Below are 22310 nucleotides of genomic sequence, written 5' to 3'. Positions count from 1 at the left end.
TGTCCGTGAGTTGACAGTGCCAAATCTTATGGTGTAGTTCCTAGTTGTAATGGCATGCTGTCGTCCTCCTATTATGTGGTGCCGTTGAAAATATGAGCGCGATTTTACTCATATTTTCATTTGGGTCAAGTTTTTATTCGCCTTCTTTGACATTCATATCTCGATATGCGATCAGTTTAGTCTTGTGTTTCCACTTATAACCGAGCCAAATTGCCAAAAATAATGGAATGCTGATATAGGTTGAGATCAACCCTAACCAATCAATTTTTCCACCGAGCAGAGCTTGATAGTTTTGACCTAAGATAATGATCGAACAAAGAATAAATGCAAACCATGGTGCAAATGGGAAAAACTTGGCGCGGTAAGCAAGGTCTTCAACCTTATAACCTTGTGCGATATACCCTTTACGGAAACGATAGTGTGAAATCGCAATCCCAAGCCAGACAATGAAGCCACACATGCCTGACATATTGAGTAACCAGTTGAATACCTGTTTCTCACCAATGAACGTGGTTAAGAAACACAGCGCTGCAACCGCAGTCGTTGCGTAGAGGGCATTCATGGGTACACCGCGGCCATCCAGTTTCGAGAACCATTTTGGCGCGCGGCCTTCTTTGGCCATATCAAATAACATACGGGTAGAAGAATACATTCCAGAGTTACCCGCAGATAAGATTGCACTGAGAATCACCGCATTCATTAAACTTGCTGCGAAAGCAAAGCCTGCTTTTTCATATAGTAATGTAAATGGTGAAAGTGCAATATCTTCACTTTGAGCTGCTTTTAACAACAGTGGGTCGTCATAGCTGACCAATGTCCCGATAATAAAGATACACAGGATATAGAACAGTAAAATGCGCCAGAAGATCTGTTTAATCGCTAAAGGAATGGTTTTCTTCGGATCTTTAGATTCACCCGCTGCAACCCCCACCATCTCAGTCCCTTGGAACGAGAATCCGGCAATCATGGCAACCCCGATCAGGGCTTGTAAGCCACCGACAAAAGGCGCTTCTTTGTAAGTCCAGTGCTGAAATACCGATACATTAGGTGTCAGCATGATTTTAGCAATCATCCAGATCCCAATGACAATAAACACGATAATGGCAATGACTTTGATCAAGGAGAATAAAAATTCACTTTCACCAAAACCTTTCACCGTTAAGGCATTAATCCCAAAAATAATGGCTAGGAAGATCGCACTCCAGTAGAACCCGGGAATATCGGGAAACCAGAATTTCATGATGAATTGAACCGCAACCAATTCAAATGCAACAGTAATCGCCCAGTTGTACCAATAGTTCCAACCTAAAGCAAAACCAAAGCCGTCTTCGACATAGCGACTGCCATAGGTAAAGAATGCACCCGATGTTGGATTGTGCGTGGCTAACTCACCTAAACTGGTCATCAAGAAGTAGATCATGATACCAATGAGCGCATAGGCCAGTAAGGCACCGCCAGGACCGGCAGTTGCAATGGTTGAACCAGAAGCAAGGAATAAGCCTGTGCCGATCGATCCACCAATCGCAATCATGTTCAGGTGACGTGCCCCGAGCTTACGCTGAAGGTGTTGAGGAGCAGATGTATCGCTCATAAAAATTCCTTAAAATGTTTATTTTGCACAGGCATATAACACCTTGAATCCTTGTTGATCTGCCTTAACCAGACATTGACCAAAATTTTGCTCAATGAGGGGCGGGTAATTCAGAAAACGATTGGCTACGATCCATAATTCACCTGCATTTTTCAGATGCTGTTTCGCACGTTGGCAAAGTTCTTCACTGGCATCGTAATTGGTATGAATCCCCTGATGAAAAGGTGGATTGCTTACGATGGCATCCAAATCTTTGGGTGCATCGACGAAACCAGTGACAGCATGTAGATTTAACTGATTGAGATTCAGATTGTTTTTCTGAAAAGTCAGCTCAGTTGACCGTAATGCAAATGCATCAACATCAAGTGCAAAAATTTGTTGGTTCGGATTTAGCTTGGCTAAATAAGCGCTAATAATTCCAGCACCACAACCAAAGTCGGCAATCTTACCTGATTTTACTTGGCTAAGGTAAGGGACTAATATGGCTGTTCCGACATCTAAATGATTTTGACTAAACACACCGGGTAGGGCACAGATCTCTAATTGATCTTGATCTATCTGAACTGTATAGCTTTTTAACCAGTTTTCAAGTGGTTTTAACTGTTCAGTTTTTTCAATTTTCATTTGCCAAAATTGACAGTGACGTGCGCTATCGAGTTTTAATGTTTTACCATAAGGCTGTAATTGCTTGGCCGCTCGCTCAACACCGCCTTTTTTTTCACCCACTAAAAAAACCTGCTGATCCAGTTTTAGGTGGCTCATGACAACATGCAGAATATAGTTTAATAATTCTTTTGATTTAGGAACAAAAATAACAACTTGATCAAATTGGGCTTGAGGAAACTCAACTGAAAAATGTGAGTTGATATCAGTTTTTAAAAAACCTAGATGATCAGCATAATTCCAAGTCCACACGGATGCTTGGGCTTTTTCGGGTAAATTTTTGGCGAGCTGATCATTGGGCGCATTGATCAATAAGACTTGGCCATTTAAATAATCTTGCTGTCGGATGACAACTTCACTACGTGGATCCATTTTGATCTCTCATCAAAAACAAAGCCCAGTCGTGAAACTGGGCACTTGCGATTGTTTGTTGATTACTTATGTGTGTCAGGTAAAACAATGTTTAAAATCAAAGCGGCAATACCGCCAGTTGCGACACCAGAGCTAAAAATATTTTTAAATAGTTCAGGCAGGTGTTCAAGAATTTGAGGAACTTGAGCGACACCTAAACCAAGTGCAAGTGAAATCGCAATAATCAGCAGGGCGCGACGGTCGAGATGAATACTCGAAAGAATATTAATCCCAGACGCGGCTACAGCCCCAAACATCACCATCACGGCACCACCAAGGACCGCTTGTGGCACGGCTTGAATTACAGCAGCTACAGCAGGGAATAAGCCTAAAATCACGAGCAGCACGGCAATCCAGATTCCGACATAGCGGCTTGCCACACCAGTCAATTGAATGACACCATTGTTTTGTGCAAATACTGAACTTGGGAAAGTATTAAAGATACCTGCTAAGAATGAGTTTGCACCGTTGACCAGTACGCCGCCTTTAATGCGTTGCATCCAAACTGGACCATCAACTGGTTGATTCGAGATTTTACTGGTCGCAGTGACGTCGCCAATTGCTTCAAGTGAAGTGACCAGATAAATGAATGCCATTGGAATGAATAAGCTCCAAGAGAAACTTAATCCAAAATGCATTGGGGTTGGAATTTGAATTAATGGTGCATCATTGAGGACAGCAAAGTTCAGGTGTCCCATAAAACCGGCAAGAATATAGCCAATCACCAGTGCAATTAAAATGGCTGAACTTTTCACCCAAACAATGCGGATTCGATTCAGTAAGATAATAATTCCAAGAACAGTACAGGACATGATCAAGTTGTCTGCATTGGCAAAAGTATTGTCTTGCATGGCGGTATAACCACCGCCCATGCTGATCAAACCTTCTTTAATCAGAGTAAGACCAATCAATAGCACCACAATGCCTGTGACTAACGGAGTAATCAGCTTTTTCACCCAAGGTAAAATTCGTGATACACCCATCTCAATAAATGAACCGGCAATGACGACACCAAAAATGGCGGCCATCACTTGCTCAACTGGGGTGCCTGCAGCCACCATTGCACTACCAATCCCGATGATTGGTCCGATAAAATTAAAGCTGGTACCCTGAACAATTAACAATCCGGCACCAAAAGGGCCAACTTTTTTACATTGTAAAAAAGTTGCAATTCCTGAGATGATCAGTGACATGGAAAGGATCATATTGGTGTCTTCACGCGAGACGCCAAGTGCCAAACAAATCAGTAATCCAGGGGTCACAATCGGGACTAAAATCGCCAAGAGATGCTGTAGAGCGGCTAAAAATGCAACAAAAGGTTTCGGTCGATCATTGAGTCCATAGACCAGATCAAGCTGCTGCTGAGGTTGTGAATTCGACATGGGAGTATAAAAAGCGAGAGGCATTAGGGCGATATTCTAATAGAGTTAGCTCGCTTTACCAACGATTCAATGACACTTCGTCAGAAAAAAAATGCACTGTCAATAAACTGTCACTACTAAAGTTTAGTATTTTTCTGTATAATTTGCCCTCAAATTTAAAGCGTATCGAATTTTACATGTCAGATATTAAAACTCTCCGTAACATTGCCATTATTGCGCACGTCGATCATGGTAAGACGACTTTAGTCGACAAACTTTTACAACAATCAGGTGCTCTTGGTGATCGCGCAGGCGAGATTGAACGTGTTATGGATTCTAACGCGCTTGAGTCTGAACGTGGTATTACCATTCTTGCAAAAAATACTGCAATTAAATGGTTAGATGCACGTACAAACACTGAATACCGCATTAACATTGTTGACACCCCGGGACACGCCGACTTCGGTGGTGAAGTTGAACGTGTAATGTCGATGGTTGACTGTGTATTGCTTCTTGTAGACTCACAAGAAGGTCCAATGCCACAAACTCGTTTCGTAACGCAAAAAGCGTTCGCACGTGGTTTGAAGCCAATCGTGATTATCAACAAAGTTGACAAGCCTAGCGCGCGTCCAGACTGGGTTATCGATCAAGTTTTTGATTTGTTTGATAACTTAGGCGGTACTGACGAACAGTTAGACTTCCCAGTTGTCTATGCTTCTGGTCTTCGTGGTGTTGCTGGTCCTTCACCAGAAGAATTAGCGGAAGATATGACACCGTTGTTCCAAACTATCGTTGATATCGTTGAACCACCAGCAGTTGATGTTGATGGTCCTTTCCAAATGCAGATTTCATCACTTGACTATAACAGCTTCGTAGGTGTTATCGGTGTTGGTCGTATTCAACGTGGTTCTGTAAAATTAAATACACCTGTTACTGTTATCGATAAAGATGGCAATACACGTAACGGCCGTATCTTAAAAATCATGGGTTACCATGGTTTAGAGCGTGTTGATGTTGAATCAGCTTCAGCTGGTGACATCATCTGTATTACGGGTATTGATGCATTAAACATTTCCGATACGATTTGTGATCCTAAAAATGTTGAAGCATTACCAGCATTGTCTGTAGATGAACCGACTGTATCGATGACTTTCCAGGTAAACAACTCACCGTTTGCTGGTAAAGAAGGTAAATTCGTAACTTCACGTAACATTCGTGAACGTCTTGACCGTGAATTGATTCATAACGTAGCACTTCGTGTTGAAGATACTGACAGCCCAGACCGTTTCAAGGTTTCAGGTCGTGGTGAACTTCACCTTTCAGTCTTAATTGAAAACATGCGTCGTGAAGGCTTCGAAATGGGCGTATCACGTCCACAAGTGATCATGAAAGAAATCGATGGCGAAAAACAAGAGCCATACGAAAACGTAACGTTTGACGTTGAAGAACAGCATCAAGGTTCTGTAATGGAACAAATGGGCTTCCGTAAAGGCGAAATGACCAATATGGAAGTTGACGGTAAAGGCCGTATCCGTATTGAAGCAACTGTACCTTCACGTGGCTTGATTGGTTTCCGTTCTGAATTCCTAACCATGACTTCTGGTACAGGGATCATGACATCAAGCTTCTCGCATTACGGTCCAGCAAAAGCAGGTACTGTTGCGAAACGTCAAAATGGTGTGTTGATTTCTATGGTTCAAGGGACTTGCTTGGGCTATGCATTATTTACGCTTCAAGACCGTGGTCGTTTATTCGCTAAACCACAGTTGGAAGTGTATGAAGGTATGATCATCGGTATTAACTCACGTTCTGACGATATGGTTGTAAACCCAACCAAAGCGAAACAGTTAACTAACGTTCGTGCGTCAGGTACTGATGAAGCTTTAACTTTAACACCTGCAATGGAATACACGCTTGAACAAGCGCTTGAATTCATTCAAGATGACGAGTTAGTTGAAGTAACACCAAAATCGATTCGTATCCGTAAGCGTTACTTAACTGAAAACGAACGTAAGCGTAACCGCGATAAATAATTTTTCTTCACCGAAAAATGACAAAACCGCTAAATTTATTTAGCGGTTTTTTATTGCATAAATCTGATGGGAAGGACATGCTTAAAGACATATTTTTATGAAAATAAAAAGTGTTGTTAAAGTGTGAAATAACTTTCTTTTTTTGATAAAAATATTAAATTATCAGCATTATGTGGATAACCGCACCTGTGTAATAAACAATGCAAAAACAGGCCGCGATCAAGTTCAGCTCTGGAGAGTTATAGATGAGTATTATTAAAGAATTTAAAGAATTTGCCATCAAGGGCAATATGATGGATTTGGCGATTGGTGTCATCATTGGTGGTGCTTTTGGTAAAATTATTGATTCATTAGTGAAAGATATTGTAATGCCTGTGATCTCATGGATCTTGGGCGGTAATGTTGATTACACCAATTGGTTCCTCATCCTTGGTGATAACCCGAACAATGTAACGACGTTGAAAGCAGCACAGGACGCAGGACTAAATGTCTTTGCTTATGGTAGCTTCTTAACTATTCTTATTAATTTCTTGTTATTAGCATGGGTTGTGTTCTTATTAGTGAAAGTGATGAATCGTATTCGTAAACAAGAAGAGGCTGCACCTGAGCCAGAAGCAACGCCAGAAGATGTTCAACTGTTACGTGAAATTCGTGATGAGTTGAAAAAACAGGGCTAAGTTAGCTTGAATAAAAAACGGCATCTGAGATGCCGTTTTTTATTGTCTATTGGAACAGGACCGTGCTGGATAGTGGCGTAAAATCGTCATTTCTCATAGAAAAAAAGCTGCTTTCATTTTAAGATGCTGTACATATTGTGAGGGGGATCAACCAACATGAACCGATTATTTGTATATGGTACATTATGCCCAAATCGAGAAAATGCCCATATTTTGGGAGAAATCGGTGGCGACTGGCAGCAAGCTTCGGTGCATGGCACGATTCATATTCTAGATTGGGGGCCAGATAAAGGCTTGCCTGCTATCGTTCTGAATGAAGCAGATTCTTTGGTTGAGGGATATTTGTTTAGTACTGACAAATTAGAACAAAACTGGCAAATGCTGGATGATTTTGAAGGGATACAATATCAACGTGTAAAGACTCAGGTTCAGTTGTCTAATGGTGAAATGACATTGGCATGGACCTATGTGATGAGGCCACAGGATTAAAAGATTTATTCTCGGAACTGACTGTTGAGCTTAAATCTAAATTTAAGCTCAAGTAGACCGATTATCTCAAACTGCCCATACGGAATTTGACTTCAACCAAATGAAAACCAAACTGGCTTTTAATCGGACCATGTAAAATACGTTCTGCTGCGCTAAAGACCAGTTTATCGATGACAGGCACCAACTGACCTTTTTTCACCTCGCCGAGTTCACCACCACGTTTGGCTGAGTTGCAGGTTGAATATTGCTTGGCAACTTTTCCGAAATCTGCACCTGATTGAATCCGCTTTTTTAGCTGCTCAGCTAAATCTTTATCTTTGACGAGAATATGTCGAACAATCGCAGTTTGCATGATTTGTTCTCCTTGGGATATCTGAATAAGCCTAAGCTTTTTTTAACTTCAATGGTTGGCATTGCGGGCAAAATACGCTGGCACGTTGACCAAGCTTTAAGTTTTCCAGTGTGGTTTCGCAATTTACGCACATTTCGCCTGCACGCCCATAGGCCAAAAGCGTCTGTTGAAAATAACCATTTTCACCCATGGCATTGCTATAGTCACGCAAGGTAGAGCCACCAAGATCAATTGCCTGTTTTAAGATGCGTTTAACTTCAATGACCAGTTTTTCTACCTGTGTTTTGCTTAAGGTTGAAGCTGGCTGTGCAGGATGAACCCCGATATTGAATAAACTTTCAGTCGCATAAATATTGCCGACACCAACCACCACATGATTATCCATCAAAGCAATTTTAATGCCGACATTCTTTTTACTCAGTTTTTCACCTAAGTAAGCCGCATTAAAATCTTCACTGAGTGGCTCAGGGCCGAGTGTGTCGATCAGTTTGCTTTGATTGGCTTGGTCTAACCACAAAATACAGCCAAAACGACGTGGGTCGTGATAGCGGAGTTGCAAATCCTCAAAATCAATCACCAGATGATCATGCTTTCTCAGCGCTTCATTAGCTTGACACAAACGAAAGCTGCCAGACATACCCAAATGCCAGAGCATCTGATCTTGTTCAAATTCGGCCAGAATATATTTAGAGCGACGTTTCAGTTGCGTTAGACGTTGTCCAACCAGTTTGTCGAGATCGTTGGGAATTGGCCAGCGTAAACTCGCATTCAATACAGTGACTGCTTGAACACGTTGCTCTAAAAGAGGGAGAAGGCTGGTTTTGGTGGTTTCAACTTCAGGAAGTTCAGGCATATAGAGCTCAAGTTGTTTCAACAACAATACAATGAGGGTAAATGTTTCACTTACAATTATGACGGTATTTAATTTTATTTGCCAATGCAGATCGGTAACGTTCTTGATGATGGCCGTAAAATTTAAATATGTAAGTTAAATATAAAATAATTAGATGCTTACTTTTAAAAATCATCCTTTTGAAATTTTGAGAAATAAGGAATCTTCATGCCTTCACTGAAAATTAACCTTTTATATGGTTGCGTCGCAATGTGTATGGGGGTGGGTAATAGCGCTGCCTGGGCGGGTGAATCTGATGCTGAGCAAGCTGTGCAATTGCCATCAATTAAAGTCGAGGCAACACGCACCGATACTACATATATGCAAACACCAGCCTCAATTTTTAGGGTGGATATGCCTAAAGATGATCAATCAGCACAAGTGAATTTAACAGAGGTTGTTAAAGGAATTCCAAGTCTTCAATTACGTAATCGTGAGAACTATGCACAGGATTTGCAATTGTCAATGCGCGGTTTTGGTGCACGCTCTACTTTTGGTGTGCGTGGCATTCGTTTATATACCGACGGTATTCCGGCAACGATGCCCGATGGGCAGGGGCAAACCTCAAATATTGATTTAAGCAGCTTGAGCCATCTTGAAGTATTAACGGGCCCATTTTCATCACTATATGGCAATTCATCAGGCGGCGCGATTCTGGCAACAACCAGAGAGGGGCAGGGTAAAGACTCGATTGAAATGAGTTATGCTGGGGGCAGCCACAATAAGAATCGCGCGGGTATTGTGTTGCAAGGCGGTGCTAAAAATCAAAATGAACCGAGTTATGTGATTAGCTCATCTTATTTTGATACCGATGGTTTTCGAGACCATAGCGGGGCAAACAAGGTTTTAAGCAATGCAAAACTGACGTGGAATTTGGATGATGGTAGTAAGATTAACTGGATCACTAACTACGTCAAGATTGATGCTGATGATCCTAGTGGCTTAACACGAGCAGATTGGGAAGTGAATCCAAGACAAGTGGCAAAAAATGTTTTGGATTACAATGCACGTAAAAAGATTGATCAAACCCAAACAGGGCTTACATGGTCAAAACCAATCAATGACCAAAATGAACTGTATGCGATGGCCTACATTGGGCAACGTCAAGTAACACAATATCAATCGATTCCAGATATGGTTCAAAAAAATCCAGCGACACCGTATCAAGCTGGTGGAGTAATTGATTTTAAACGTGATTATTATGGTGCAGACTTCCGCTGGACGGGGAAGGACTTACTACCGAATACCCAGTTCAGTGCAGGTGTGGCAATTGATGCGATGAATGAAGGTCGACAAGGCTATCAAAACTTTAATGAGACTGGGGATAAAGGGGTAAAAGGAGCCCTGCGCCGTGATGAGCGTAATACCTTGTGGAATGTCGATCCTTATTTACAGGCTTCATGGTCTTTTTTACCAACGATGCGTCTAGATACAGGTGTGCGTTATAGTAATGTGCATTACGAATCGAAAGATCATTATATTGTTGGTCTGAATGGGGATAATAGTGGCAAAACTAGCTATGAAGAAGTATTACCTTCAGTGGCTCTAAGTTGGCAAGTTATTCCAGAAGCTTTACTCTATGCAAGTTATGCCAAAGGTTTTGAAACGCCAACATTCACTGAGATGGCTTATCCTGCAAAAGGTGGCAGCAGCACGCTAGACTTAAGACCTTCAAAAAGTGATAACTATGAGGTGGGTCTAAAATCTTCAAATGTGTTAGGTGATTTTAATTTGGCTACATTCTACATTCAAACCAAGGATGACATTGTTGCAGCTGAAAATATTGGTGGTCGTGCAACTTTTAGGAATGCAGATAAGACTTTACGCAAAGGTGTTGAGTTGGCTTGGAATAAAGCGCTTTGGAAAGATTTGGCCATCAATGCTAGTTATGCCTATTTAGATGCGACCTTTGATTCTAAAGTTCCTGCGGTTGGAAAAGTTGCTGAGATTCCTGAGGGAAATGCAATTCCTGGAATCGCAAAGAGCCAAGCTTTTATTGGTTTGGCGTGGAAACCTGAGCAGGGCTTTTACGCAGGTGCAGATGTGCAGTATATGGATAAAGTGTATGTTAATGATATTAATAGTGATGCAGCACCAAATTATACGGTCGCGTCATTGTATACTGGATATGCGTGGAAATATGCAGACTGGGGAGTGAGTGGTTTTGCACGCGTAGATAACCTGTTCGATAAAAACTATGCAGGCTCGGTGATTGTTAACGAAGGAAGCAACCGCTTCTTTGAACCCGCAGATGGGCGTAATTGGAGTGCTGGGATTAAAGTCAGCAAACAGTTCTAAGTGAAAACAAGCAGCACTTACAAAGTGCTGCTTTTGGCTTTTTATTTTTTGGTTGGCGCTGCTTTTTTTGCAGCAATGGCTTCGTTAACTTTGACTAATGATTCTTTCGCATTTGGATAGTCCACAGCTGCTAAGCGTGAAAAGATATTTTTTGCCTGCTCTAAATCCTGATCGATAATACTGCCATTGGCAAGCATATTGCCAAGAATCATGAGAGAGGGTGCATAATCCTTTTTGGCAAGATCCTTTAAGCTCTCAATTGCTTGCTGTTGCATAAACGGATTTTTATTCTTCACACCAATGCCAAGGTCATAAACTGCTTTTAAATTTCGTGCCGGATAATAATCCTTTCGGAGGAGAGGCAATAATTTCTGAATGGCGAGTTGGTCGTATTCAGGTTTTCCTTGGCGGAATAGGAGGTCAGCAAACTCCACGGTTGCTTCATCTGAGCCTTGGATCGAGGCTTTTTCTAAATATTCTTTATATTTTTGTGGATTCTTACCTAGGCCAAGCGTACCTTTGTGGTAGGCCTGAGCAATACTAAAGCTGGCTGGGCCATAGCCTTTAGTTGATGCGTCTTGGTAATATTGTAATGCTTTTTTCTCATCTTTTGCGGTACCTTGACCTAGCTGAGTCATGTAGCCAAGATTATAAATCGCTTGTTGATTACCCGTTGTGGCTAAACGTTGCATTTCTTGAAAGGCAGCAGCATAGTCCTTTGCTTCGTAAAGTTGGGTTGCTTTTGTAAAGACAGGATCGGGTTTAATGGTCGATGTTTTTGCGTCTGCTGCGAAAGCACTATGGCTAACAACAGTAATTAAACTCGCAATCAGCAATTTTTTCATGTTTATTTTTCCTTTCATGTTGATCTGCTTTCATCCCTTGTATGGCAGAACTCAATATGCTGTCCTCATCATAAAAGTTTAGGCAAAAATGTAAATAAGGATTTTGTATAAATCGTGGTGAAATGAAAGAACCTAAATTAACTATTTTCTATGAGTTAAGAACTATTAAATCAATATCTTATGTTTTATTTTTTTAGATAATCGCTTGTGACCCTTCTGTGGCAAAAGAGTCATAAGCCTTCATCATTGCATATTATTTGTTACTGCTGGCTTCCTGTAAAAGCTGCTCAATCTGTTCAGCATTTTGTGGGCTGCCAGAGAGCCGCATGCCATTTTGTAAGAATAGTGAACCGTACCGGGTTTGTCGGAGACTTTTTTATTTAAGTTAAGCCACCTGACCTAACGGGTTAATCTTATCATAGTACATTGCTTCAAACTCAAAAGGCGATACATAACCCAGTGCACTGTGTACACGCTTTTTATTGAACCAATCTACCCAGTTTAGTGTCGCAAGTTGTACATCTGCTAAACCTTGCCAATCTGCTTTTAAATATTCAATCACCTCTGTTTTGTATAAGCCATTCACCGTTTCAGCCAGAGCATTATCGTATGAATCACCCGTTGTACCGACTGATGCTCGTAAATTTGCTGCTTCTAAACGATTGGTATAGCGAATGGAAAGATATTGCACACCTCTGTCGGAATGATGAATCACATTCTTTGGCATGCCTCGATCATGCAATGCTTGCTCTAATGCATCAAGCACCATATCTGTATTCATCCGTGTAGATACTTTCCATCCAACAATTGCTCGTGAGAACACATCAATAACAAATGCGGTATATACCCAGCCTGAATGAGTTTGAATATACGTAAAGTCACCCACCCATAGTTGGTTTGGATGATCAGCATTAAAATTACGTTTCACTAAATCATCTGCCCGTTTTTGGTCATCTCGGTTACGGGTGGTTTGTTTATTCTTACCACGCCAAACACCTTGTATACCTAGCTTTTGCATCAATCGAGCAACTGTACAACGTGCAATAACATAACCCTCACGTTTCAATTTTTGCCAAACTTTACGTACACCATATCGACCTGAACTTTCTTTCCAAATTCGTTTAATTTGTTCAGCATGATACTCATCATGTAGATCTCGTTTCGCTCGATGTTCTGGATTGTCAGTGAGATCTAAAGTTCGGTAATAGGTTGAAGGTGCAATCGGTAAAATTCTACAAATCGCTTCAACACCATATCGATCTTTATTGTTATGGATAAAATCCACCATTATTTGTGTGGGCGGTCGAGCTCCGCCTGGGCGAAAAAAGCGGCTGCTTTACGTAGAATTTCATTGGCACGTTTTAATTCTTTAATTTCACGTTCCATTTGCTTCATTTTTTCTTGGTCAGATATCTGTTGTACTTTGGCAGGATTTAGTTGATCCAGATGCTTTAAATACCAAACACGCAATGTTTCAGGAGTACAACCGATTTTAGGAGCAATAGCTGTGATTGCTGCCCAAGTAGAAGGATAATCTTTTTCAGATTCAATTAGTAATTGAACCGCTCTTTCTCTAATTTCGGGGGTATAGTTTGGTTTTGTCATCGGGATAGTCTCTCAGAATATTGACTCTCCGACAAACCCGGTACGGTTCATAGGGTCGGAGTGCCATCAATTTGTAATTTTTGACCCAAGGCTAAATTCTTTTGTATTGGGGTTTCACACTGAGCTGCATTTTTTGGTGCTTTACGATGCAGCATATAATCTTCCCAAGCTTCGTACGGATTTTTGGAACACCAAATTTTATTGGCAACCGCTTCTGCCTGAGGATGTAATTTTTTCAGTGGGAATAAGAACAGATAAACTGTGACATTATCTATAGAGGTCATATGCTGTTCAAGTTTTTGGCAATAAGGACAGTCAGGATCGCTAAAGACGTACAGGATACGATCTCCCTTGCCTTTGACATATTTGATTGCTTGATCGAGCGGCAGTTGTTTGACATCAATTTTTCCAAATTCAGCTAAGTGCTCTTCGGTCAGATTTTTCTTGTTTTTGACATCGAGGAGGTTACCGAAAAACAGGTACTTGGCGCTTTCATCAGTATAGATGATTTTACCTGCGGCATAGACTTCATAAATACCCGGTAAAGGAGAAGGACTAACCGATTTGACCGGAATATCTGGATAATTCTGTTTGAAGTTGCGTTCCAGTGTTTTGCTATCGGCATGTAATGTTTGTAAGCCAAAAAGGCTAAGCGTGATAGCGGATAACCATGTTTTGATCGTTATTTTCATGTGGAATCGATTGTGTTGAGAATATAGGAACAATAACGTCGATTTAAACTTTCGACAAGAACAGCGATGAAACTTTATTTTAAATAGGGCTGCATCGCCAATTGAAGTAATTCAATCAGCTCAGGGTCCATATAGTGATAGTCATCTGGAATATCGAGCACAAACACTTTTTTATGCGCTAGTTGTTTGGAAAACTGTTCTTTGATCTGTTGCTTGTGTCGAGATTCCATCACAAAGATTTGCTCAGCCCAAGCAATGTCTTTTAATGAAATGGTGTGTTTGGCGTGACGGCTGGTGCCAGCTGAACGGGTACGTAGACCATACCCTTGTGCGAAAATACGTTCAGCTGTTGGACTGCGCCATTGGTTACGGCTGCAAATAAAGAGAATATTCACAATCAAAGAGTCCAATAATTAAAACGGGCATCATGTAAAGATTGAGCTTTAGAAATGCGAGGGTATTCGATTCTTAATTGCTTTGCCCGAGCAAGTTTAACTTGTCTTGTATAGAGATATTTCCATTGCTTTACAGGCTTCCACAAACGTGTTGTGTGTCTACAGTCTCGGCCTCGAAATAAAAACTTTTGCTTACGTCGCCATGCTCGGTTACGTTGTTGTGCTAAATCATCCATTATAAAAAACTCATGAGTTAATCGGGTTCAGCAGCCGCGATAACACATGAGTTTTTACTATAATATTAAAGCCTAATTTCCACAAGGGTTTAACTTGGTCGAGCGACATCGCCATTCAGTGTTTCAGGCAGCTCTAAAACAGTTACACCAAGTTCTGTTAAGGCTGCGGGTTTGGCAATCACAAGTGCCAGATAACCAGTTTCAAAGGCAACACTATTGACTACTTCAACATCTTTACTGAGTTGCGTTGCTGGGGCTGGCAGATCACCTTCGGCTTGAATTAAATGCAACCAATGCTTTGGTTTGGCTTTAAACCAAAGACGTGCCACGATTTCTTGGCCAAGATAACAGCCCTTATCAAAATGTACGCCATCGCGTTGATGTAATCGTAATTCTTGTGGTTGGAATAAGTGTTCTGTACTTTGACTAATCCAAGCTTGCCCAGACTGAATTGCCTGAACTTGCCAAGTACTGATATCACTTACTGTTGCAGAAAATTCAGTTTGAATACCATTTACTGTTGGGTAAACAGGGCTGATTTGTTCTAACTTCATTTTAGAAAAAGCACCAAACTTTTTAATATGCTTAGCAAATTCTTCGGCTTGGTCCTGCGTGGTCACAAGTTCAAAGCTCTCTGGGGTGAGTCTTTTAATCCATAAACCAAAATGAATACGTCCTTTTAAATCACAAATAGCGGTATAGCGATTTTCATTTTCAGGTATCCGTTCGACATGAATGGTCACCTGACCTTGTAAAAATTTCTGTGCATCTACACCATTTAAGCTAAAAGCAGTAAAAGCAAGCTGGCTCATAGATCAATCCTAAATCTGCGTTCTGATCACTAAAATATGGATTGTTATTTTGCGCCATTTTTCACAAAAAAGCAGCTTTAGATTCTCGATAATCGTGCTCAAATGAGCGATTGAAGGCATGGCATTTGTACAGCAAATCGCTATGATAAATCGATCCAGCGCAAGAATTGTAAGATTGGAGAATAATAATGACGGGTACAGTAAAATTACATCGTGTATTAAATGCGCCACCTGCTCGGGTTTTTAAAGCCTTTTTAGATCCAGATGCCTTGGTCAAATGGTTACCACCGCATGGATTCACAGCAAAAATCCATCATCTTGATCCGCAAGAGGGGGGGAGCTATAAAATGTTATTTACCAATTTTTCAACAGGACACTCTCATTCTTTTGGTGGAAGCTATATCGAACTGGTTCCCAATGAACGCTTGCGTTATACCAGTCGTTTTGATGACCCAAACCTGCCCGGTGATATTCAGGTGACGATTCAACTCAAACAAGTATTGGTCGGTACTGAAATCCATATTACCCAAGAAGGGATACCAGACGTGATTCCAGTTGAAGCGTGTTATTTAGGCTGGCAAGAATCATTGTATTTGCTTGGCTTATTGGTGCAGGTTGAGATTCCAGATTAGAAATTGAAAAAGCAGAATCAGCTTAAAAATACAGTTTATGATGATGACATCGGGGGATGCTATGTCAGGACAAGCAATTGTTGAACACCGTGAACAGCTTGCACGTCGTGCAATGCGAGAAGCTTTAGAAAACCAACAAGCCGAAGACAGTGTAGAGCTATTTATTCAACACCATCTTGAGGAGGTTGAATCTGCATATTGGCAAAAACATTTTGGGACACCTACTCCAACACCGTTACAGGTGCTAGAGATTTTAGTCTTGGATCATCAATGCGATGATGACGGCTTAGAACCGCATGAGATGCTTGATTTTACTTTGCCCGATGGAATGACCAATTATGTGATTTGTGTAAGTTTTGATGCAAAAGGGCAGGTGATTGATATCGCAATGGAAAGCTAAGCCTAAATTGTAGGCGAGTGTGTATGCAAATCGAGATTAAACGTATTTATGATCCTATCGCCGTTTCCGATGGCAAACGTGTCTTGGTAGATCGTTTATGGCCGAGAGGAATATAGAAAGAACGGGCACATTTGGATTTATGGCTCAAGGAAATTGCCCCCTCAACCGAGTTGCGACAGGCATTTTGTCATCAAGCCGAGCATTGGCTGAGTTTTCAGCAGGGCTATTATCAAGAATTAAGTCATAATCCACATGTTCAAGAACTGAGAGAGATGGCCAAACAGCAACCTTTAACGCTGATTTATGCGGCCAAAGACCCAGCCTTGAATCATGCTTTGGTACTGAAGAATTATCTACTTGGGAAAGAGATTCAAGGCTGAAATTTTGAAAAAGTAGCGTCTATCCATCATAATAGCCTTTTGAGTTTTTTTTATGTCTTTTCCAAATTGCCCACAATGCCAATCAGAATATACTTACCAAGATGGCGATTTATTGATTTGTCCTGAATGTTCACATGAATGGAAGGAAGGGGAAGCTGTTGCTTCAGAAGTACAGGACATTATTAAAGATGCCAACGGAAATGTCTTGGCTGATGGTGATAGTGTAACGGTCGTGAAAGATCTAAAAATTAAAGGTTCATCTTCTGTGGTGAAGGTTGGAACAAAGGTCAAAAGCATTCGCTTGGTTGCCGATGCAAGTGATGGTCATAACATTGATTGTAAAATTGATGGTGTTGGTGCGATGAAACTTAAGTCTGAATTCGTGAAAAAAGTTTAATCATCTGATCTAAAAAGGAGTATGTAGATGCTCCTTTTTAGATTTAGGCTGGAGAGGTAATTATTTTCTTTATCTGCTATTTAGTTGATTATTTTAACTGAAATTGTGGAGCGTTGTGATCACGGGATTAGGTATTAATCGCTCCTAAGTAATAAGGTATGATCTTGATTAAAGCATAATATATTGATTTATTATTAATAATCATTGTGTTTCTATGGTGCTAAGTCGATTCACAGTTTTTTACATAATCGACAACTTTTTTCAGTAGAAAAATTTATACTTGAAATTTCATCAAATAAATAGCTCTAATAAATGAAAATCGAACGTCCTTGGTATAATGAATATCAGAAGTATAATGTTGCTTATCAATTAAAATCACCTAGCGAGCATGAATCTTTAATTGAGATGCTAGAGCAATCTTTTCAGCAATTCAGTAATGCTGCTGCTTTTATTTTTTATGATCAAATCCTTTCTTTTACTGAGCTTGATCAGCTTAGTCTGCGATTTGCCAGTTATTTACAACAGTTAAATTTAGCTCAGCAAACCCGCATTGCAATCATGCTCCCGAATTTACTGCAATATCCAGTCATTGCCTGTGCCATTCTTCGTGCGGGTTATATTGCAGTTAATGTGAATCCTCATTATACCCCCCGTGAGCTTCAGTATCAGCTCAATGATTCTGGCGCAGAGGTCTTGATTATTATTGATGATGCGATTCCAGCTTTTCAGCAAATTGAAGCACAAACCAAGGTCAAGACGATTATCCAGACCTCGATTCCGGATTTATTGACGGAGGAAACACGATTTAAATATCCACACTTGCAAGAAAGCAAAGCGGTTCAACATGAGCTTATCGGTAATGTATATCAATTTAAAAGCATCATGAATGAGGTTGGTTCTACGCATTATCAACGCCCAGCACTCCAGCTTCATGATATTGCCTTACTACAATATACTGGTGGCACAACGGGTCTTTCAAAAGGCACCATCCTAACGCACGGTAATTTATTTATTAATACTTTGCAGATGGATGCCGCTTTTTCTTCAAATTTGTTGTTATCGTCTCAAGGTGGCAGTAGTCGAATTTTATGCCTTCTGCCGTTTTATCATATATTTGCTTTTTCTTTCAGTATTTTATATAGCCTTTATTCAGGTCAGACGGTCGTACTCATATTGAATCCACGCGACATCAATTACATTCTAGACGCTTGGCGCCGTTACTCTCCAAATGTATTTCCTGGTGTCAACACGATATTTAATACTCTCGCCAATCAACCTGATTTTAAGGAAATAGATTTTTCTGACTTCAAACTGGCCGTGAGTGGCGGGATGCCAACCTTGCAGGCAACAGCAGATTTATGGCAGCAGTTGACGGGCAATATTATTTGTGAGGTCTATGGCCTTTCCGAGACAGGGCCTTTAGCTACGTTTAATCCCAAAGGGCAAACGACTTTTAGTGGCAAGGTGGGTATCCCGGTCCCCTTAACGGATGTCGTGATTATTGATCAGCATGGCAATCCACTGCCCTATGGTCAGCCAGGTGAAGTGGCCATACGTGGCCCACAAGTGATGCAGGGCTATTGGCAAAAACCAGAAGAAACAGCACAGGTTATGACTCGGGATCAACTGTTCCGTTCAGGTGACATTGGCATAATGGATGAGCAGGGATTTATTGAACTGATTGATAGAAAGAAAGATATGATCGTTGTTTCTGGATTTAATGTTTATCCAAGGGAAATTGAAGAAGTTGTCGCCCAGTATCATAAGGTGCTCGAGGTGGCTGCGATTGGGGTAAAGGATGAAAAATCTGGTGAAGTTCCAAAAATCTTTATTGTGAGTAAAGATCCATCTTTAACGGAAGAGGAAATTTTAAGCTATACCAAAGCTCATTTGACCGCCTATAAATGTCCAAAATATATAGAGTTTGTACAAGAGTTACCGAAATCAAATATCGGAAAAATACTACGTCGACATTTAAAAGAACAACAGTAGGAGATGTTTGGCCTTGGTCTGGTTTTATAGTTTGATGCAGTCGGTCAATTACTAAAATTGAACAAAAAACAAGCTTTTTAAACTGGGATAGCTGAACTATATTGGTGGAGATAACAAACAATGATTAACTCCAATAAATAGAGGTTCTTATGTCAGGGTGGTTTGAAGTAAGTAAGGCGAGTGATGGGCAATATCGTTTTGTACTTAAGGCAGGAAATGGTGAACCAATTTTAAATAGTGAATTATATAAAACCAAAGCAGCAGCATTGAATGGGATCGCATCAGTACAGAAAAATAGTCCTGATGATGGTCGATATGATCGCTTAACCTCAAAGAATGAAAAACCATATTTTAATTTGAAAGCAGCCAATCATCAGGTCATTGGAACCAGTCAGCTGTATTCCAGTGAGCAGTCGCGTGACAAGGGCATTGAATCTGTGAAAAATAATGGGCCATCTGAAACTATTAAAGATTTAACTGTTTAATCAATAAAAAAGCCGTTTCATTGAAACGGCTTTTTTATCTCTAGAGTTCAGATTAGCGGATCAATTTCGCCAATAATTCTTCTTTATTGAGGTTGCTGGCTTCAGCATCACGACGGCCTTTGTATTCGAAGGTACCTGCATCGAGACCCTTTTCACCAATCACGATACGGTGTGGAATACCCATCAATTCAAGATCAGAGAATTTTACGCCTGGACGTTCGTTACGGTCATCCAGTAGGACATCATAGCCCTGTGCTTGTAATTCTGCATAAAGTGCTTCGGCAGCTTCGAGGGTGCGTGGTGATTTATGGGCATTCATTGGCACAATCGCAACTTCAAAAGGTGCAATCGCTTGAGGCCAGATAATCCCTTTATCATCAAAGTTCTGCTCAATAGCGGATGCGATCACACGAGTCACGCCGATACCATAGCAACCCATGGTCACGGTGAGGGGTTTGCCATCTTCACCCAGCACTTTACAGTTTAATGCTTCTGAGTATTTGGTACCCAGCTGGAAGATATGACCAACTTCAATCCCGCGTTTAATTTGAATTGTGCCTTTACCATCTGGAGATGGATCGCCTTCAACTACGTTACGCAGGTCAAAGACTTCGGTAAATGTCGCATCACGATCCCAGTTTACTCCAGTTGCGTGCTTGTCGACTTCATTTGCCCCCGCAACGAAGTCAGACAGTACCGATGCAGCACGGTCTACAATCACGGTGAGCCCTTTTTCAACTAAGCCTTGCGGGCCACAGAAGCCTGCCGTTAAGCCATGTTGTTGCAATTGCTCTTCAGTGGCAAATGTTAAAGGGGCTGCAATTAAGGGATGCTTTTCAGCTTTAATATCATTGAGTTCATGGTCGCCACGCAAGAACAGGGCAACTACAGGTGTATTGCCTTTTTCATCTGTTGGACCTTGTACCAATAATGCTTTGACAGACTGTTTTGCATCAGTATTTAAGAACTGACACACATCAGCAATGGTTTTTTGATTTGGGGTGTCAACCACGCTGTAGGCTTGGGTTGCAGCAGCACGTTCACCGACCAAAAGCGATTCAGCCATTTCAACATTGGCTGCATAGTCAGATTCAGTAGAGAAGGCAATATCATCTTCACCGCTGGCTGCAAGGACATGAAATTCATGTGATGCAGAGCCACCAATTGATCCTGTATCTGCTTGTACTGGACGGAAATCCAGCCCCAGACGGGTGAAGATACGGCTATAGGTGTCATACATCACATCATAAGTTTCTTGTAATGATGCTTGATCGATGTGGAAAGAATAAGCATCTTTCATGATGAATTCGCGAGAACGCATTACACCGAAACGTGGACGAATTTCATCACGGAATTTGGTTTGAATTTGATAGAAATTCAACGGCAATTGTTTATAACTTTTCAGTTCATTACGTGCTAAATCAGTAATGACTTCTTCGTGGGTTGGCCCAAGCACGAATGGATTGTCATGACGATCTTTAAAACGTAGAAGTTCTGGCCCATATTGTTCAAAACGACCAGATTCTTCCCAAAGCGCTGCAGGTTGGGTCACTGGCATAAATACTTCCAATGCGCCAGAGCGATTCATTTCTTCACGTACAATCGCATCTACTTTCTTTAAAACACGCGTTCCCATGGGCAACCAAGAGTATAAGCCAGAAGCGAGTTTACGAATCATCCCCGCACGTAACATCAGCTGATGAGAAATGACCTCAGCATCATTTGGGGTTTCTCTTAACGTTGCAAATAAAAAGCGGCTTGCGCGCATGGAAACTGTCCTAAAGTTAAGTGTTATTTAAAAAGTGCTACAACAACGAGCAAAATAATATGCCCAGTTTTGGGCAATCGGCATTATGACATGAATCATTCAATTTGGCGCAGTATAAAGTAGAGCTGAGTATTTAAATATTCGAATTACTTAAAATTTAATGTCGAGATTGTAAAAGGGCATATGGATTAAGTCGGGCCCAGCGCATTTAAGCGCTGGATAATATCGCTATACTCGACTTCAGTCTTGTGATAGGCATTACGGAGGCTTTCCACCGTTTTTTTGATGTTCTCAATATTTTGAGTGTTATTTTCCAGATTGTTTTTAAGCTGTGCTGGCAGTACTTCACCTTTACGATGATATTCCATCTCCTGACGTTTAAACGCGATTTTATCCTTTTGTAATTGTTGTAATTGTTCTTGCTGATAGTTTAGCTGTTTTTTCAGGTTCGCCAAAATTTGGTCTCGTTTTGTTGCGGCAATTTGTGGGTTGCCATAGGCGCGTTTTAGTCTTAAGTCCTGTTCGCGACGACGCGCTATGGATTCCCGTTGTGCAGATTGTTGGGCATCTGCGGCTGCGTTGTAGGGGTTATTCCGTTTTATCACTTGCATGTTACGATCTAGTGCTTCGTAGCCGTAACGAATATGATTTGGGGAAACGGAAGTGCTGACATTGGCAACGCCATTTTTGTCATAGTAACGATACCAGACAGCTTTAGGTTGTTCTGTGGTAGCAGCACTGGAATAGCTAACAAAACACAATAGAAAAAATGAACAAATGTAAGTACGAGTAATCGTTGTAAAGTGACCCATGCGAAAACCGCACTTTAACGAACCAGTCATTACATTCCCCGAAAAAAAGTTAATTAAATCACTTATTTTTAAATAATAATCAGTTGTATATT

General features: G+C 40.9%; 21 protein-coding genes, 3 pseudogenes and 1 other annotated feature. Of the genes and pseudogenes, 10 read left to right on the top strand and 14 right to left on the bottom strand.

What is annotated here, in order from left to right:
- Positions 1-133 precede the first annotated feature (133 nt).
- The 3 genes from F895_RS01690 to F895_RS01700 all read right to left on the bottom strand — a co-directional run bounded on the left by F895_RS01690 (position 134) and on the right by F895_RS01700 (position 4047).
- Positions 134-1591 (bottom strand): amino acid permease, encoded by a 1458-nt coding sequence (locus tag F895_RS01690; RefSeq protein ID WP_005244116.1) that lies wholly within the window; start codon positions 1589-1591, stop codon positions 134-136.
- Between the two features lie 18 nt (positions 1592-1609).
- Positions 1610-2626 carry a methyltransferase gene (locus tag F895_RS01695; protein ID WP_005244115.1) on the bottom strand — a complete coding sequence of 339 codons (1017 nt, stop codon included), beginning with the start codon at positions 2624-2626 and terminating at the stop codon, positions 1610-1612.
- 62 nt (positions 2627-2688) lie between these two features.
- Entirely contained in the window at positions 2689-4047 is a 1359-nt protein-coding gene (locus F895_RS01700) for a uracil-xanthine permease family protein (RefSeq protein ID WP_010590226.1), read from the bottom strand.
- A gap of 176 nt (positions 4048-4223) precedes the next feature.
- Here F895_RS01700 and typA point away from each other — a divergent pair, with 176 nt between their 5' ends.
- From typA to F895_RS01715, 3 genes are all read left to right on the top strand, one after another.
- Entirely contained in the window at positions 4224-6059 is a 1836-nt protein-coding gene (gene typA, locus F895_RS01705) for a translational GTPase TypA (protein WP_005244111.1), read from the top strand.
- Positions 6060-6304: 245 nt separating this feature from the next.
- Positions 6305-6736 carry a large conductance mechanosensitive channel protein MscL gene (gene mscL / locus F895_RS01710; protein WP_005244106.1) on the top strand — a complete coding sequence of 144 codons (432 nt, stop codon included), beginning with the start codon at positions 6305-6307 and terminating at the stop codon, positions 6734-6736.
- Between the two features lie 156 nt (positions 6737-6892).
- On the top strand, positions 6893-7225 hold the full coding sequence (locus F895_RS01715; protein WP_005244104.1) for a gamma-glutamylcyclotransferase family protein: 333 nt from the start codon (positions 6893-6895) through the stop codon (positions 7223-7225).
- A gap of 61 nt (positions 7226-7286) precedes the next feature.
- Here F895_RS01715 and F895_RS01720 read toward each other — a convergent pair whose 3' ends face one another.
- Both F895_RS01720 and mutM read right to left on the bottom strand, forming a co-directional pair.
- Positions 7287-7577: a peptidylprolyl isomerase gene (locus F895_RS01720; RefSeq protein WP_005244102.1), complete on the bottom strand. Its 291-nt coding sequence runs from the start codon at positions 7575-7577 to the stop codon at positions 7287-7289.
- Positions 7578-7608: 31 nt separating this feature from the next.
- The gene (gene mutM, locus F895_RS01725; protein ID WP_005244100.1) at positions 7609-8430 is read right to left on the bottom strand and encodes a bifunctional DNA-formamidopyrimidine glycosylase/DNA-(apurinic or apyrimidinic site) lyase; all 822 of its coding nucleotides are present in this window, start codon (positions 8428-8430) and stop codon (positions 7609-7611) included.
- A 207-nt stretch (positions 8431-8637) separates the two neighbouring features.
- On the opposite strand from mutM, the gene F895_RS01730 reads away from it, so the two are divergent.
- A complete protein-coding gene (locus tag F895_RS01730; RefSeq protein WP_005244091.1) occupies positions 8638-10767 on the top strand; it encodes a TonB-dependent receptor in 2130 nt (709 codons plus the stop codon).
- Between the two features lie 41 nt (positions 10768-10808).
- Here F895_RS01730 and F895_RS01735 read toward each other — a convergent pair whose 3' ends face one another.
- The 7 genes and pseudogenes from F895_RS01735 to F895_RS01765 form a co-directional block, all read right to left on the bottom strand.
- Positions 10809-11612, bottom strand: a complete 804-nt coding sequence (locus F895_RS01735; RefSeq protein WP_005244089.1) for a tetratricopeptide repeat protein — start codon at positions 11610-11612, stop codon at positions 10809-10811.
- A gap of 253 nt (positions 11613-11865) precedes the next feature.
- A pseudogene (locus F895_RS20365) lies at positions 11866-11961 on the bottom strand (DsbC family protein); the annotation flags it as partial.
- 36 nt (positions 11962-11997) lie between these two features.
- Positions 11998-13217, bottom strand: a protein-coding gene (locus tag F895_RS01740) for an IS3-like element ISAba19 family transposase (RefSeq protein WP_087486619.1) whose coding sequence is annotated in 2 segments (ribosomal slippage) — positions 11998-12941 and positions 12941-13217 — 1221 coding nt in all. Because the reading frame shifts where the segments join, the coding sequence is not laid out codon by codon here.
- Positions 12826-12942 (bottom strand) — a sequence feature (AL1L pseudoknot). (Overlaps the previous gene by 117 nt.)
- Positions 13218-13267: 50 nt before the next feature.
- A pseudogene (locus tag F895_RS01750) lies at positions 13268-13909 on the bottom strand (DsbC family protein); the annotation flags it as partial.
- A gap of 74 nt (positions 13910-13983) precedes the next feature.
- Entirely contained in the window at positions 13984-14304 is a 321-nt protein-coding gene (locus F895_RS01755; RefSeq protein ID WP_005244084.1) for a low molecular weight protein tyrosine phosphatase family protein, read from the bottom strand.
- Between the two features lie 2 nt (positions 14305-14306).
- The gene (locus F895_RS01760) at positions 14307-14540 is read right to left on the bottom strand and encodes a hypothetical protein (protein ID WP_005244081.1); all 234 of its coding nucleotides are present in this window, start codon (positions 14538-14540) and stop codon (positions 14307-14309) included.
- Positions 14541-14629: 89 nt separating this feature from the next.
- Positions 14630-15352 (bottom strand): CAF17-like 4Fe-4S cluster assembly/insertion protein YgfZ, encoded by a 723-nt coding sequence (locus tag F895_RS01765; RefSeq protein ID WP_005244079.1) that lies wholly within the window; start codon positions 15350-15352, stop codon positions 14630-14632.
- Between the two features lie 182 nt (positions 15353-15534).
- Between F895_RS01765 and F895_RS01770 the strand changes: the two genes are divergently transcribed.
- The 6 genes and pseudogenes from F895_RS01770 (at position 15535) to F895_RS01790 (ending at position 19638) form a co-directional block, all read left to right on the top strand.
- Entirely contained in the window at positions 15535-15984 is a 450-nt protein-coding gene (locus F895_RS01770) for an SRPBCC family protein (protein WP_373463005.1), read from the top strand.
- A gap of 37 nt (positions 15985-16021) precedes the next feature.
- Positions 16022-16384, top strand: a complete 363-nt coding sequence (locus F895_RS01775; protein ID WP_005244075.1) for a DUF2004 domain-containing protein — start codon at positions 16022-16024, stop codon at positions 16382-16384.
- A gap of 23 nt (positions 16385-16407) precedes the next feature.
- Positions 16408-16764: pseudogene (locus F895_RS0119130) on the top strand (DUF488 domain-containing protein).
- 52 nt (positions 16765-16816) lie between these two features.
- Complete coding sequence (locus F895_RS01780) at positions 16817-17161, top strand: zinc ribbon domain-containing protein YjdM (protein WP_005244069.1); 345 nt, start codon at positions 16817-16819, stop codon at positions 17159-17161.
- A gap of 318 nt (positions 17162-17479) precedes the next feature.
- Positions 17480-19153, top strand: coding sequence for an AMP-binding protein (locus F895_RS01785; RefSeq protein WP_026040220.1), 1674 nt, complete (start codon positions 17480-17482; stop codon positions 19151-19153).
- 149 nt (positions 19154-19302) lie between these two features.
- On the top strand, positions 19303-19638 hold the full coding sequence (locus tag F895_RS01790; RefSeq protein ID WP_005244065.1) for a YegP family protein: 336 nt from the start codon (positions 19303-19305) through the stop codon (positions 19636-19638).
- A 52-nt stretch (positions 19639-19690) separates the two neighbouring features.
- Here F895_RS01790 and F895_RS01795 read toward each other — a convergent pair whose 3' ends face one another.
- Together F895_RS01795 and F895_RS01800 are read right to left on the bottom strand one after the other, a co-directional pair.
- The gene (locus tag F895_RS01795) at positions 19691-21406 is read right to left on the bottom strand and encodes a proline--tRNA ligase (RefSeq protein WP_005244064.1); all 1716 of its coding nucleotides are present in this window, start codon (positions 21404-21406) and stop codon (positions 19691-19693) included.
- A gap of 188 nt (positions 21407-21594) precedes the next feature.
- Positions 21595-22248 (bottom strand): hypothetical protein, encoded by a 654-nt coding sequence (locus F895_RS01800; protein WP_005244062.1) that lies wholly within the window; start codon positions 22246-22248, stop codon positions 21595-21597.
- Positions 22249-22310: the final 62 nt, after the last annotated feature.

It is taken from the genome of Acinetobacter sp. CIP 64.2, from assembly GCF_000369645.1.
In the GTDB taxonomy this organism is placed as follows: Bacteria; Pseudomonadota; Gammaproteobacteria; order Pseudomonadales; family Moraxellaceae; genus Acinetobacter.
The sequence above is the reverse complement of the archived record's forward strand: the minus strand, read 5'-3'. Positions and strand labels throughout refer to the sequence as shown.

Coding starts and splice junctions, on each gene's coding strand:
- F895_RS01715 (WP_005244104.1), top strand. CDS start 6,893: ATGAACCGATTATTTGTATATGGTACATTATGCCCAAATCGAGAAAAT.
- F895_RS01695 (WP_005244115.1), bottom strand. CDS start 2,626: ATGGATCCACGTAGTGAAGTTGTCATCCGACAGCAAGATTATTTAAAT.
- mscL (WP_005244106.1), top strand. CDS start 6,305: ATGAGTATTATTAAAGAATTTAAAGAATTTGCCATCAAGGGCAATATG.
- mutM (WP_005244100.1), bottom strand. CDS start 8,430: ATGCCTGAACTTCCTGAAGTTGAAACCACCAAAACCAGCCTTCTCCCT.
- F895_RS01735 (WP_005244089.1), bottom strand. CDS start 11,612: ATGAAAAAATTGCTGATTGCGAGTTTAATTACTGTTGTTAGCCATAGT.
- F895_RS01765 (WP_005244079.1), bottom strand. CDS start 15,352: ATGAGCCAGCTTGCTTTTACTGCTTTTAGCTTAAATGGTGTAGATGCA.
- F895_RS01760 (WP_005244081.1), bottom strand. CDS start 14,540: ATGGATGATTTAGCACAACAACGTAACCGAGCATGGCGACGTAAGCAA.
- typA (WP_005244111.1), top strand. CDS start 4,224: ATGTCAGATATTAAAACTCTCCGTAACATTGCCATTATTGCGCACGTC.
- F895_RS01800 (WP_005244062.1), bottom strand. CDS start 22,248: ATGACTGGTTCGTTAAAGTGCGGTTTTCGCATGGGTCACTTTACAACG.
- F895_RS01720 (WP_005244102.1), bottom strand. CDS start 7,577: ATGCAAACTGCGATTGTTCGACATATTCTCGTCAAAGATAAAGATTTA.
- F895_RS01700 (WP_010590226.1), bottom strand. CDS start 4,047: ATGTCGAATTCACAACCTCAGCAGCAGCTTGATCTGGTCTATGGACTC.
- F895_RS01795 (WP_005244064.1), bottom strand. CDS start 21,406: ATGCGCGCAAGCCGCTTTTTATTTGCAACGTTAAGAGAAACCCCAAAT.
- F895_RS01780 (WP_005244069.1), top strand. CDS start 16,817: ATGTCTTTTCCAAATTGCCCACAATGCCAATCAGAATATACTTACCAA.
- F895_RS01690 (WP_005244116.1), bottom strand. CDS start 1,591: ATGAGCGATACATCTGCTCCTCAACACCTTCAGCGTAAGCTCGGGGCA.
- F895_RS01790 (WP_005244065.1), top strand. CDS start 19,303: ATGTCAGGGTGGTTTGAAGTAAGTAAGGCGAGTGATGGGCAATATCGT.
- F895_RS01775 (WP_005244075.1), top strand. CDS start 16,022: ATGATGATGACATCGGGGGATGCTATGTCAGGACAAGCAATTGTTGAA.
- F895_RS01730 (WP_005244091.1), top strand. CDS start 8,638: ATGCCTTCACTGAAAATTAACCTTTTATATGGTTGCGTCGCAATGTGT.